The following is a 13,090-nucleotide window of genomic DNA, read 5'->3' on the forward strand; positions in this document are numbered from 1 at the left end:
AGCACTTGCTATAGAAGCACACTCTAATGGTGCAATCTCAAGTAAAGTACGCCTTTCGCCTGCGCGGGCCGCAGCAGTTTTAACTAAGGAAAGCTCATGTCAGATAGCCAAACCAAATTTGTCGCTCCATTACGCCGTATGCGCCGTTTGCGCCGCTCTGAGCCTTTACGAGCCATGGTGCGTGAAAACCACATCAGCTTGGACGACTTAATCCATTGTATTTTCGTTGAAGAAGGCATCACTGAGCCGGTAGAGATTAAAACCCTGCCGGGCATCAGTCGTTTCCCTGAAAGCATGCTTGAAGCGGAAATCAAAGAGCTGCAACAACTGGGCGTGCGCTACATCATGCCTTTTGGTATTTCTCACCATAAAGACGCCCAAGGTAGCGATACTTGGAATGATGACGGCTTGCTGGCACGCATGATCAAAACCATCAAGGCTACTGCGCCTGACATGGTGGTCATTCCAGATATCTGTTTCTGCGAATATACCGACCACGGCCACTGCGGCATCATCGATGGTCACAGCCATGTATGTAACGATGTCACCGTAGAAAACTTGGTTAAACAGTCTGTATGCGCCGCCAAAGCGGGTGCCGATATGCTGGCACCATCAGCCATGATGGATGGCCAAATCCGCGCGATGCGCGATGGTTTGGATGCTGCGGGTTATGAGAACGTATCCATTCTGGCGCACTCAGCCAAATTTGCCTCAGCATTCTACGGTCCTTTCCGTGAAGCCGTTGCCAGTGAATTGAAAGGCGACCGCAAAGGTTATCAACTGGATTGCGCTGACGGCCGCCAAGCATTGGTTGATGCCATGCTCGACGAACAAGAAGGCGCAGATATTCTGATGGTGAAACCCGGCCTGCCCTATTTAGACGTACTGGCACGTCTGCGTGATCGCACTGACTTGCCGCTGGCGGCATACCACGTGGGTGGTGAATATGCCTCAGTGAAGTTTGCCGCTATGGCAGGTGCAGTTGATGAACGCGCCATCGTGACTGAAAGCTTTATCGCCTTCAAACGTGCCGGCGCCAGCGTGATTGTGAGCTACTACACCAAGCAGTTCGCCCAATGGTTAGCGGAAGACAAAAAAGCTTAACCATGAGTGAGACTCAAACACCAAAAAAGCAGGCATAGCCTGCTTTTTTAATACGCTATCTTTACTGCTAAAGCATATATCCTAGAAGGTCAACTGAATCCACTTATTGTGGTTAATCATTAACTTTAGTGTTTGGTATGATTGTCTATTACACGGAATGAGGCTTTATTACTCTTCCACATATAACCCCCAAACAACACCCCGAACATGCCACCAGCAACAAGCAATGTGTATGGCAACGTGACATATTGCCAGCCACTTATTAAGCCAATAGCCAATGACACCGCCCACGCAGCCTTTGGCACTTTGTTTTACTGCGTAACTTACATCCATTTTACGAACTCCTTGTGTCATTAAGCCAGCCATAATGAAATTTAATGCCGCCCTAAATGTTTTTCGATTAAGTCGGCGATTTTGAGTTCTAGGAGCTCTTCAAAACGCTCAAGTTCTAGACCTTTCTTGGTAAAATAGAGCGTGGCTTGGGTTTTGGAAAGACTTTTGCCCGCCAACTGATATTGAATTTCCGGCAAGGTTTTGTCGTAACGAGGCGCTATCGACCAATTCATGGCGTCATAGGCCAGCTTTTCAAACTCGGTTTGCGCGTAGGCACAAAACGCTTCGATATAGTCCATACCGGCAGGCCCTAAGCAACCGGGCTCGACGCGGTACAGAACCGTAATACAAAACTTATTGGCCGTGCTATTTTGCAGTGTCATAAAGGCGATATTCGTCAACAGTATTGATAAACATAGTGAACATGTACTATAGCCTAGCCTAGCTCACCCTACTTGACTAGCACATCGTGCGTTGGCGTTTATTGAATCATACGCAGGCCAGATAACACCAAAAGCAGGTCTTCGCCAGTAAGCTCAACACGGTTGTTACGCATTAAAAACGCCAGTCAGTAAAGCGCTGACTGGCGTTAAACAGTGGTAATTTTACCCGCAAACATTACGTCTTAATTAGGCTGCGCATCAAACTCAACATTGAGCAGTTCCACGTTATCGCGGAATGTCAGCGTTTTGATGTCACCATGTCCTTCAACGTTGAGGGTATTAATCTGCGCTGGCCACAAATCGCGTAGTGCATCATGGCGAACAGTTAAACCACGTAGCTCTGGCGGTTGCGCCGTTTCCTGATAAACCCAGAAAAACTTGCCCTCAATTTCGTAGCCCACCGAGTTAAGCATCAACGGTTCACCGTTGGCATTTAACAACGCAAACCGCTCGGCCACATAATCAGCAAATGCTTGCTGAGTTGCACTATCACCAAGAATATCGGCCTTTTTGTCGAACAGTGCTTTTACCGCATGCTCGGCATCGTGCAGATTAAAACGGTGCATCACCTCAATATTCTGCGTATGCGTGTTAAACAATACTGTGGTGATAGCCGCTTTGATTTGGTGCGCAGCCGCAAGCTGCGTCACCAGCATCAGCAACAATGCCAAGCTCAGCTGTAAACTCCGATGAATAAGGCGCGTTGGCTTATTCGTCATTGTTTGCCTCGTCTTTGGACTCATCTTCTGACTCGGTCTTTAACTCCGCTTTGCTGTCTTGCATCAGATCCATGTTGACGCGGCTTTCGCTCTTTTTGTCTTTGTAAGCTTCAATGCGTGAAGGAATAATGCGACGCGGGTAGTAGTTGTTTTCTACATCCACATCTGCCGTTTCCCAACGAGGATCGACGGTTACGCTTAAAAGTTCTTTATCCTTGTCAGTAACAATCAACTTAGACACGGCTTTCGGGCTGCGACGCCAGATCTCTGCCGGAATGCGCATCGACTCTTTGGTACCGTCAGCAAATTCCATTTCCAACAGAATTGGCATGACCAAACCGCCCAGATTACTGAAGTCCATCACGTAGTAGTTTTTATCTTCACGTACCGCTCGCTCCAGCGTATCGCGTTCCCATGGTTTCAGCTTTTTCAGGAATTCTTGATACTTGTTACGGTCTTTATTGGTCACCGTGTATTGGTCGTTGTCGTCGTAGAAGTCTTTAATATCTTCAAAACGTTCTACCCACAACTTGCGGCCTTCATTGCGGTTACGCTCATCGGTGAGTGACAGCGGCTTGTCCATTTCCGCTTCGCGTTGGCGCTGCAAATCAATATCAGGATTTTTGGTATCTAAACGCAGCTTATAAACGCGGTCGATAGAGATATCGACGTGATCGGTCGTGTAAAACCAGCCACGGAAGAACCAATCAAGATCCACGCCTGAGGCTTCTTCCATGGTGCGGAAAAAGTCGGATGGTGTTGGGCGTTTAAACATCCAGCGCTGCGCATATTCTTTAAAGGCAAAGTCGAATAGCTCACGGCCAAGGATGGTTTCGCGCAAAATATTGAGCGCTACCGCTGGTTTGGTGTAAGCATTTGGCCCTAAATGCAGTACCGAATCGGATTGCGTCATGATCGGCACTTGTGATGAACCTTTCATGTAACCTACAACATCACGCGGCTCTACGCCCCACGGGATATCTGGGTCCCATTCACGACCAGCCACGCCATCCAAGAAGCTGTTTAGCCCTTCATCCATCCACGTCCATTGGCGTTCGTCAGAGTTCACCACCATCGGGAAATAGTTGTGCCCTACTTCATGGATCACTACCCCAATCAGAAAACGTTTTTCAGATAAGGAATAAGTGCGTGAGCCGTCGTCTTGCAACTCAGTACGTGGGCCATTGAAGGAGATCATGGGATACTCCATGCCGCCTACCGGACCGTTTACCGACTGTGCCGTTGGATACGGATAGTTAAAGGTGAAACGGTTGTACACATCCAGCGTATGCACCACGGCTTCGGTGGAATATTTCTTCCATAAATCGCCACCCTCTTTCGGGTAGAACGACATCGCCATCACATGCTTTTGCGGACCGCCCTGCTCAATACCTTTGGCGTCCCACATAAATTTGCGTGAAGATGCCCAAGCAAAATCGCGCACGTTGTCGGCTTTAAAGTGCCAAGTTTTGGTTTTATCGGTACCCGCTTTTTCGTTTTCGAGCGCTTCTTCCTCGGTCACGATAAAGACAGGGCGTTTGGCGGTTTTAGCTTGCTCAAGACGATCGCGCTGAGTGCTAGTCAGTACATCTTTCGGGTTCTGCAGCACACCGGTCGCCGACACAATATGATCCGCAGGTACGGTCATCGACACATCGTAGTTACCAAATTCCAAGGTAAACTCGCCGCGTCCCAAAAACTCTTTATTGGTCCATGCTTCGTAATCGGTATAAGCCGCTAACCGTGGAAACCATTGCGCCAACAAGAAAATATCGTTGCCACCTTCACGCTTGTCATCAGGAAAATGCTCGTAGCCAGAGCGGGCTGATACCGCATCTTCTTCAACAATGTTGTAGCCATAATCGATTGAGAACTTCACCGATTTACCGGACTTTAGCGGCGAGGCCAAATCTACCCGCATCAAGGTGCCTACGATCACGTAATGCAGCTCATCACCGTCACTTTTAACGGCATTGATTTGAAAGCCTAGCTGATGATCGGCCACAAAATGTTGTCGACGCAATGCACTCAAACTCAGCTTTGCCGGTTTATCATTGCTAGCAACTTGCGAGGCTGGGCCGCGGCCACTGTTACCACCAAAGGTATCGGTCAGCGCGGACATAGAATCAGGGCGGAACTTATTTTGATCTAGTTGGATCCACAAGTACCTCAGCGTGTCAGGTGAATTGTTGTGATAAGTAATACTTTCAGTGGCGTCAATGCGGCGTTTGTTCTCGTCGAGCTGCGCCTTAATCACGTAGTCAACTTGTTGTTGCCAGTATTGGTGCCCGGCTTCGCCAGCCGCATTACGGTAGACGTTTGGGGTTGGCAGCACTTCATCAAGTTGTCGAAACTTATCTTCGAAGTCGCCTTTTGTTTGTTGAATTGCAGCATGGGTTGCTGAAATATTACCCAGTAAACCAACTACTGGCGCTAACCAAAGCAGATGCGTCTTTCGCGCTCTCATTCAGTGTCCTTCTCAATCAGGGGCTTAAATAAAGAGCGCTATGTTATAACATTTTTAACATTAGCAGGCCGAATTTACGGGGTTTAGGGGTAACTAATTTGTAACAGAATGGCAATAGCTAGTGTAATTTGTCACCACACTAGCGAAGAGCTTCGCGCAGCATAGCAATCACATGTCCACGATCTTTTTGGTGGGTTGATAATTCAGTGCAGCACCGTAGAAACGCGCAGCGACATCATCTGGCAAGAAAAAGAACAACGATTCGATAATAAGCGCGGATAAATATCTGTGTATGGCTGATGTGTTTCCGCTTATACAAGGTCAAGATTAAGCCAGCTAACATCCGCAGCTACCAGCCAAGTCTAACACGGCGTAATGCTAAGCCATACGTTTTAACTCACCCGCGTTATGCTTTATCCCATGCAACCATTTCATCTACCGCCGCGTTTATCGCGGTATCAAGTTGCGTATGGGCAGAATCCATATTTTTTACCGGCCCAGAGCAACGATGCTCTACCGACGACCACAATTGGTACACGTTATCGCTATGCTCAATACTCAACACAACATCTAAACCATCAGCATAGGTTTTTTGGTAGGCACGCATGGTCGAACTGGCTGGCACTGAAACTGAGGCCCATCCTTGAGGTAAAACAACTGACATTATTTTGCTAACTCCTTGTCAAATACTTGCTCAGCATAAAGGCGTTTGACGACGCCAAGCAAGTGTTGTAACCCATAGCCCCTAGCTGGGGAAGCGTATTTGTTAGTCCTCAGCCACATCGTCAACAATCAGCAATTTGGGTTTATTCAGCTCACCATCAGACATTCGCACGACCTTTTTAACGCCATAGACGTCCCAGAAGCCCTAACACACTGACGAATAGTACTACAGCAATATAGTCGTCATAGGAAGATGCGGCGAATAGGCCATCGCCCGATGGCGTCATTTGAAACTAAACACGCGCCGCCAGAGGCGCCCAAAATAGGAATGGTACTGGCCTAAAATACTCCGCGTTAGCAACGAGTTTTTGGACATTTCTGAGTTAAAGCCCTAACTCTAATGCGCTTACTTCGGATAGAAATATCAATGGGTTAACTCCTTGTACAGCGGAGAGCGGGCGAGTTCGACAACTAAAGGCTGCGAACTGCTGCACATTGTTATGTGTTTACCCAACTGAAAGCGAATAGTTTGCTTTTTCTGCTCTTGGAATATCATTTTTTAATACAAGGCGTTGCCTCAATAAGCCTGATGGCGAGCCTGCGACATTCGCTCCGAACACATTCGGATTTCCAAATACTATAAATGCATCTTTCGCCCGGGACACGGCAACATTCAACATATTCGGACCAGCGTCATAAAATTTACTGCTATCTTTATTGTTTTCGCCGTATACGCTAGAAAACAGTACAACCAAGCGCTCATCTCCTTGCAAGCTATGCACGGTGCCTACGGTCAATCCTTCAATACCTACCTTTCGGAGCTCAGCGCGAATTAAGCCAGCCTGTTTGCTAAAAGGCGTGATAATACCGACAGTAAGACGCAGCACATCGGCATCGTCCATGGCTTGAAATTCCTTATTTTGTTGCCTTGCGTAGGTCAGCAGCGCGTCATATTGTGCCACCAACCACTGAGCAATCGCTTCTGCCTCTCCAAAGTTACCTCGACTACCACCAAACGATTGAGAGGGCGAATAAACAGACTGTAAGGTCATTGTACCCCAAGGAACGTCGTGCTTAACGTTACCACGAAGAGGCTCTAGTATTCCCTGATACACCAAGTCGTTACAATAACTTATAATATCGTTAAAACAGCGACGGTGTTCAGTGAGATATAGACCTCGCTGCAGTTGGTCAAACTGATGATAGTGACATTGCCTTTGCGCCAGTCGCATCACATTCCCACTGCTTGCCAGCATGCCACTGCCTAGCCATCGTTCATAATCTTGCTCATCTTCCAATAGTTTGAACAGGGCCAAGTTAGAGCGATCGACACTGGCAGGAATGCTCCATACTGGTTCTATTTGGTCAGTATCTCCGACTATTATTGCCCGTTTCGCTAGCGCAAAACTGGCTGCGGAGATATCTGGTAGGGCTTGGCCTGCTTCATCCACAATAAGCAAATCAATCTCTTCTAGCTGCGGCAGGTCTGTCCAACTCTCATCTTTAAACTCTCCCGCCATGAATGTATTTGGTACCATATAGAAGGTAGAGACAAAGCAAGGCGTTAACTTGGCATAGCGTCGGAGCTTGCGTAGTAGTTTAAATGGTGATTTTTTGTCTTGATCATTGCTTTCAACAAAAGCTCTGGTCTCCTTTAGCCAACGCCCTTCAAAGTAGTGCGTCGCCAACTTAAACAGGCGGAAACGGTAGTAACGGTCATTCAGCTCCGCTACTTGCTCGGGCATTGTTTTGCTAAACAGCGTCTGCGTTTCTGCTGGTGCAAGCCAAGTATTGAGATTTTCCTGCTGCAACTGAAAATGCGATAAACAGTCTTCCGCCTTTGAGAGCTGTTGTTCCAGTTGGCTGATTTGGGTACGGATTCCCGCCATTTGTTGGTTCAGCGCCACTTCAACCTCATCATCGCTGAAAACTCCGAGCACCTTGTCCCATTGGTTCAGCAATCGCGCTGTCTTACGTGATTCTTGCTTACGAATCATGGGCAACCACATCAATAAAGAGACCCACCATTTTCGCGATTCCCAAAGGTTATAAACCGCATCCAGTAGAGCTTTCTCTTGTTTATAGGTCAAAGAATGTTCGGTAATGGCGGCTTTGGTCTCAGCAATGCGTGTCTTTAGTGATTCCAGTGAGCCATATTGCTTTTCAATGTTACATAAAACCAACTGCCAGGCTTCTAAATAGTCAAAACCCAGCCTGATCTTATGCTGAGTTGCGCACATTTCTTTGTGCAAGGTAGTTAACGCATCATCAACACTCTTACACTCACGTTGCTTCCAGTTTTTGACTTTAGCAAGGAAATGTTGTTGTGCATCAATGACAAAGGTCTGAGTTTGCCATCTTTCCATACACCCTTCGCCTTTAGGGCCAGCGTAGCGATAAGAGTTATTTGGGTTAGCTTTTGAACCTGAACAGAAATACAAACCATAACTGTCTACCTCTGGTAGCCAGCGGCCTTTCAGGCATTCATCTAACCCTGTTTCGTCAATTCGAGCAAAGCTTTCCAAAATATTTGTTACAGCCTGATTGTTGTTTGAGGTGGCAACTATTAATGGCGCGTCACTTTGACTCAGTGCCGCTTGTGTCCAGAGATTAGCGACAACCGAGCGCAACAAGGTTGTTTTTCCCGTACCCGGTGGCCCGTTTACTGCCAGAATCTCACCTGACTTTTGTTCAATAAAGTGATGCAGTGCATTGCGTTGTTTAACGGATAACGGAAACTCCCCCGACATCTGGCCCACATGTTGTTTCGCTAGTTCTGCACTGTTTTGTTTATCAATATGCGCTCTTAGCTTGGAACCATTACGATTACTGTATACCTGATAGAGCTTGGGGAAGCGCCCATGCTCTATCATAAAGTCAAGCACCTTTAGCATCTTACTTTTCGCACCTACAACGGGCGTATTCAACTGCAATAAGCACTGGTCGCTTAATGAATATTCGGGTGATATAGCCAGCTCACTCAGCTGTGTAGCAGGTCGTTTATCACTGGCTTCACGGTAAGTTTCACCGGTTGCTTTGCACAACAGTCTGGTGCAATAAGCCGTGAGCTGCGACCAGTTGTCCATACCTTCAAATGGGTGCTGAGTAAAAAATGCATCCAGTAAGCCCATTTCTGTGAAAGGCTGCGTGGCACTTTGGGTTGGACCAATCCAGATACGCGGTATCCAGGGTGCTTTATTGGTTGGCTGCAACTTACCATCACGCAGTAAATTGGCAAACACAACTAAGGGCATCAATACGCGGCGTTTTCGCTTGTCACTTTCTCCGCCCTGATAATTGAGGTGATCGACACGGGGGAAGATCACAATTTCTAGCTGCTTTAGAGGTGGCTTGTTTTTAGGTTGATGCGCTTCAATGATTTGCTCAGCCAAGTTGGGATCGACTTGCCCCTGCTGCCAAAGGTTAGTAGATAGAGCTACATAATCGGCTTGTGGGTCCTGTTTTTTTTCAGCCCCCAACGCCGGAATAATATCCCTATCTTCAGGACAGAGCCTGTCGGTGTCGATCAATGATTGGCGAAAATAGCGACTAATTTTTTTGAAATACAACGTCATTACCAGCTCTTACTATGTAGTTTTTATTGCCCCAAATAATCTAAGGGGCGTTACAGATTTCAGTTCACGAATACGCTCAGGAAAGCAGGCGTACTTTAAATTCAGTCAGTGGCCATGACTATACACATAACGCCTTGCTTACCGGCCCAACGGGAGCAGAGCACGCATGTGGTAAAGTTTGCACAGCAAACCACAAGCTTGCGGCGCGTAGTTGGGCCCGCATACAGCAAATTTTTAGGTGATTTGATGTGCCGAAAGCAAGTTGTTATCCACAACGATATACCTATCATTCCTAAAATAATCACGGATATTTAATTTCTTAGAACCTTAGCAAATATTGTCTATTTCGCTGCATACTAATATGTGACTGGCCCAAAATGTCCCTGATATCCTACCCGAGTGAGAACCAATCGATTGAGACATTCAACATTCACCAAACCATTTTCCAGTGGACGCCCGAACAATGCGAAGTTTTCAATCGTGTATACCTGAGCATATTTTTCTCGCTCTGGATGATATCGACGTAAGGAAAGGCCATAGGATGTCTCGAACGGATGTCCCCCTGTGCGAATTAAACTGAAAAATGAAGGGTAAATTACACCATCAAATCCAGCGTGCCTCGCAGCTAACGCAATCGCGCGACAAATTTCGTATGAATGAGACTTCGCGAGAAATAGCATATGAACTGCCATATCTAGACTTTCGAATTCTGTGCATGTTTCTTCTAAAACATGGGTCAAATCTAAGAGGCGCAAATTACGGAGTGGCGCCAGAGTGGCCACGTAAATGTCATCTTCCGCTGCGGCGCGGCATTCGTGGATGCAGACGTCAATATCCTGTGACCCATACATGACTGGGAATCCGGTTGAATCTAAGCGACCTTTACCCGCAAGGGCAACAGGCGGACTGTCATATTCAAGCGGATCATCTGGACGATTTGGACTAACACGAAGACGATAGAACCTCTCGTTTTTGGCGAGAGTTCTTTCTGGGTACTCATTTATTATTCGGTCAACGATGTTCTGACGCGTCTTAACATCCTCTAAGGCCTTGAGAGGTTCGACGTCGCCAACCATCCAAAGGCGGGGGCCATAATGGAAGAATCCAATCCCCGCAGCGTCTTCAATTAATTTGATGTCATTTTTAAGCCACGGAGAAGGTGACATATCGCTCTTGCCATATTGATGCTCATTGAATTGTATAACTGGAGCTGCACCATATTGACATCGTATGGTTGTCCCGCTTACAAAGAATCTCCAAGCGACGCTTAAAATATGCTTTTTCGTAAGCTTACGCCCTTTTAGGCTTCCACAGTTTGGACATGGCTCTTCTAACTCCAGACCACTCTTGGACGCATCAATTTTTAGCCCTTCGTCCTTGAAGCAATCGGAACAAAGAACGGGCAAGTCATCATGCTCTATATCTTCAGTCATGCTCAAATCCCTATTCACCTAACACCGCCAGCACTGGCCGGAGCACGCAGGTCCAGCCTACGAAGTGGGCGATTGCGTCTGGTCTTGCTAAAAGTTTTGCTGCTCATAGATGCGATTTATCTCTGACCTAGCATACCCATACTGTTCTAATAAATCTTCGAAGAACCCTACATCTTTGAGTTCATCCATGGTTTCTTTATCTTTGTAGGCGAGGCATAAAACCATACGAGCTAAAGCCATTTCTTTGTCGCTGGTTATTCTTGGCCCACCATTACCATCTACCCATGACCACAGCCTCTCTTTCATTTCATCTTCGTTGAAGTCCACGCCCGAATCTAACCAATACGCTTTCAGTGTGCCATAGCAGTCAGAAATTGGGGGGTGAAACTGCGGATCGCTCTTTTCGATCCAAGAGATCATATATTGTGCGTATTCATTCTTCATACTTTTAACGCTAAGCACACTGGAATGAGCAGCTATTACTTCCCAGTGATTACCTTCTGTATTTTGCCAAACTCGGGTGAACATGTATGTTCCATTCGCTGGATTACCATCATAGTTACCATTGATTGTTACCTTGGCAAACACAACCGCTGTATCCTTTTGTAATTTAATCTGTTGATCATCGACAGAAATATTGGATATGTGCAACAAACCTGATTTATGTGCCTCTAAATCATCTTTTTTGCCAAGGATTTGACCTAAATGATTCGTAAATATTAGATTGGCTGACAATAGCTTGTCTAAGGTAACGGTGTCAGACTCAAGCATCGCTTTACGCAATAATTCTTCAGCTTCCAGAACTTGAACTTCCCTATTATTTCCCACCGTAGCTCCTTTTTACAGTTCAACGCCAGCCTAAGGGCTGGCAACGCGTGACCACTAAACCAAACGCAAATTGAAAATGCCAAGCGTGCCAAGCCCCACTGTAACGCCTTGTTAGCCGGTAATTTCACTGAAAATTTCGACCCATTGTTTCGGATTAGCCGTGATAAAAACAAACGTCGACTCATTTGATAAAGTGATTCGAATCGCATCGGTTGTGATCGGAATGATCCCCCCCCCCTTACCCACATCTTGAATCACTGACTTTATTTCATCACGTTTGATATGGTAAGGGCCGAGGCCAAGCTGCTCATTAAATGGGACAAAAACAACCTCTGTATCCGTCAATGACAGCTTACCATCCGCCTTGGCCACACCTATTTGTACCGTTGCAAATGATGATTTTATCGGTTCTTTAAACATAGATAATCCTTTTCTAGTGAATCTTCCGCTTACCAGCGAACGCCTAGTATGGGTATGAACTCATTGAGGTGAAAGTCCTCTGTAGGAAGACCACCGTTCAATTAACTAACTGTTATTGAACGCTAACTACTAGCGAATGGCAAGGGCAAAACCACGAGGTCTTGTCTGGAGGAAGCCGCGAGCAAGTCTGCGAGCTGATGAACAAGAACATCATATGAGCCTGGGTCAATTACTTTGCTATCGCCAGTGGATATCAGCGATGTGTCGAACTGGATCATTGGATTCGGCGCAGAGTAAGAATGGCCTACTGGCGTCAGTGGCGGAAACCGCGTACCAAGGTACGAAACTTAATAAGACTGGGTGTGCATGTTCAAGCAGCAGTTGCGTGTGGTATTGCCAGCAAAGGGCCATGGCGTAGTGCAAAATCTCCGGGGATCAATCAGCCGTTATCACTTGATTACTTAACATCCGAAGCGCTTTATTCACTGCGAGATGGTTGGATCGCGCTTCACTATTCTAAATGAACCACCCTGTGCGGAACCGCATACAGGGGGGTGTGGGGCTGGATACCTCCGGCTACCCGATTAGTTTCATTGTCCAATTTCAACACCTGCCTGATGGATAGCTTTACTAGCTTCTTCTAATTTTTGGCGGCGTCTAATCATCTCCAGTTTGTCGTCCAGAATTAGTTCTATTCCAACTTTGACTACAGGAAAATGCCGAGTTAAGTCGTTTTGGGGCAATAGACACATTCCAATTATTCTTCTGCCATGAAAACAAATTCATAATGTGAAATTTCAGGAGGATCGTCCTTAATTGAGTTTCCAATATCTTGAGCGGAAGGTTGGTGTGCTCTACTAAATGAAGCATCTGAGTCGATCACAGGACAACGTTTCCCATCAGCTAAAACCGCAAAAGCGTCGTACCCTAACAAGACAAATCCATCGTTGATTATATTTTCAATGACACGAATTGCGTAACTTCTAGGAACCACTTTTCCTGAACCTATCAAGATAAAAGGAATATCCCATTTCTTGTATATTTGAGCAACATTCACTGAACTAGTCCCTCCTAAGCTTCCCAATACCATATCACTTTGTTGCAT

At 46.4% G+C, this 13,090-nt stretch carries 10 protein-coding genes and 1 pseudogene; 2 read left to right on the forward strand and 9 right to left on the reverse strand.

Annotated features, from left to right (window positions below):
* Positions 1 to 96: 96 nt before the first annotated feature.
* Positions 97 to 1,104: a porphobilinogen synthase gene (gene hemB, locus ACN0TT_RS03295; protein ID WP_417760717.1), complete on the forward strand. Its 1,008-nt coding sequence runs from the start codon at positions 97 to 99 to the stop codon at positions 1,102 to 1,104.
* A 374-nt stretch (positions 1,105 to 1,478) separates the two neighbouring features.
* Here the strand turns inward: hemB and ACN0TT_RS03300 are convergent, their stop codons facing one another.
* The 8 genes from ACN0TT_RS03300 to ACN0TT_RS03335 form a co-directional block, all read right to left on the reverse strand.
* On the reverse strand, positions 1,479 to 1,820 hold the full coding sequence (locus tag ACN0TT_RS03300) for a hypothetical protein (RefSeq protein ID WP_417760718.1): 342 nt from the start codon (positions 1,818 to 1,820) through the stop codon (positions 1,479 to 1,481).
* 242 nt (positions 1,821 to 2,062) lie between these two features.
* On the reverse strand, positions 2,063 to 2,536 hold the full coding sequence (locus tag ACN0TT_RS03305) for a DUF6702 family protein (RefSeq protein WP_417760760.1): 474 nt from the start codon (positions 2,534 to 2,536) through the stop codon (positions 2,063 to 2,065).
* Positions 2,537 to 2,588: 52 nt separating this feature from the next.
* Positions 2,589 to 5,066, reverse strand: a complete 2,478-nt coding sequence (locus ACN0TT_RS03310) for a M1 family metallopeptidase (protein WP_417760719.1) — start codon at positions 5,064 to 5,066, stop codon at positions 2,589 to 2,591.
* 406 nt (positions 5,067 to 5,472) lie between these two features.
* The gene (locus ACN0TT_RS03315) at positions 5,473 to 5,730 is read right to left on the reverse strand and encodes a hypothetical protein (protein ID WP_417760720.1); all 258 of its coding nucleotides are present in this window, start codon (positions 5,728 to 5,730) and stop codon (positions 5,473 to 5,475) included.
* A gap of 505 nt (positions 5,731 to 6,235) precedes the next feature.
* A complete protein-coding gene (locus ACN0TT_RS03320; protein ID WP_417760721.1) occupies positions 6,236 to 9,304 on the reverse strand; it encodes an AAA domain-containing protein in 3,069 nt (1,022 codons plus the stop codon).
* A gap of 356 nt (positions 9,305 to 9,660) precedes the next feature.
* Positions 9,661 to 10,737 (reverse strand): RES family NAD+ phosphorylase, encoded by a 1,077-nt coding sequence (locus ACN0TT_RS03325; protein ID WP_417760722.1) that lies wholly within the window; start codon positions 10,735 to 10,737, stop codon positions 9,661 to 9,663.
* Between the two features lie 87 nt (positions 10,738 to 10,824).
* The gene (locus tag ACN0TT_RS03330; RefSeq protein ID WP_417760723.1) at positions 10,825 to 11,565 is read right to left on the reverse strand and encodes a nuclear transport factor 2 family protein; all 741 of its coding nucleotides are present in this window, start codon (positions 11,563 to 11,565) and stop codon (positions 10,825 to 10,827) included.
* A gap of 111 nt (positions 11,566 to 11,676) precedes the next feature.
* Positions 11,677 to 11,985 (reverse strand): hypothetical protein, encoded by a 309-nt coding sequence (locus tag ACN0TT_RS03335; protein WP_417760724.1) that lies wholly within the window; start codon positions 11,983 to 11,985, stop codon positions 11,677 to 11,679.
* 221 nt (positions 11,986 to 12,206) lie between these two features.
* Between ACN0TT_RS03335 and ACN0TT_RS03340 the strand changes: the two are divergent.
* Positions 12,207 to 12,509: pseudogene (locus tag ACN0TT_RS03340) on the forward strand (group II intron maturase-specific domain-containing protein); the annotation flags it as partial.
* Between the two features lie 233 nt (positions 12,510 to 12,742).
* On the opposite strand, the gene ACN0TT_RS03345 reads toward ACN0TT_RS03340, so the two are convergent.
* Positions 12,743 to 13,042, reverse strand: a complete 300-nt coding sequence (locus tag ACN0TT_RS03345) for a hypothetical protein (protein WP_417760725.1) — start codon at positions 13,040 to 13,042, stop codon at positions 12,743 to 12,745.
* Positions 13,043 to 13,090: the final 48 nt, after the last annotated feature.

Origin of the sequence: Shewanella sp. (assembly GCF_048265805.1) — a bacterium.
Classification (GTDB): domain Bacteria; phylum Pseudomonadota; class Gammaproteobacteria; order Enterobacterales; family Shewanellaceae; genus Shewanella.

What these genes read in the sequence shown, in the direction of transcription:
- ACN0TT_RS03335 (WP_417760724.1), bottom strand. Translation starts at nt 11,985, where the DNA reads ATGTTTAAAGAACCGATAAAATCATCATTTGCAACGGTACAAATAGGT.
- ACN0TT_RS03305 (WP_417760760.1), bottom strand. Translation starts at nt 2,536, where the DNA reads ATGCTGGTGACGCAGCTTGCGGCTGCGCACCAAATCAAAGCGGCTATC.
- ACN0TT_RS03325 (WP_417760722.1), bottom strand. Translation starts at nt 10,737, where the DNA reads ATGACTGAAGATATAGAGCATGATGACTTGCCCGTTCTTTGTTCCGAT.
- ACN0TT_RS03315 (WP_417760720.1), bottom strand. Translation starts at nt 5,730, where the DNA reads ATGTCAGTTGTTTTACCTCAAGGATGGGCCTCAGTTTCAGTGCCAGCC.
- hemB (WP_417760717.1), top strand. Translation starts at nt 97, where the DNA reads ATGTCAGATAGCCAAACCAAATTTGTCGCTCCATTACGCCGTATGCGC.
- ACN0TT_RS03300 (WP_417760718.1), bottom strand. Translation starts at nt 1,820, where the DNA reads ATGACACTGCAAAATAGCACGGCCAATAAGTTTTGTATTACGGTTCTG.
- ACN0TT_RS03310 (WP_417760719.1), bottom strand. Translation starts at nt 5,066, where the DNA reads ATGAGAGCGCGAAAGACGCATCTGCTTTGGTTAGCGCCAGTAGTTGGT.
- ACN0TT_RS03320 (WP_417760721.1), bottom strand. Translation starts at nt 9,304, where the DNA reads ATGACGTTGTATTTCAAAAAAATTAGTCGCTATTTTCGCCAATCATTG.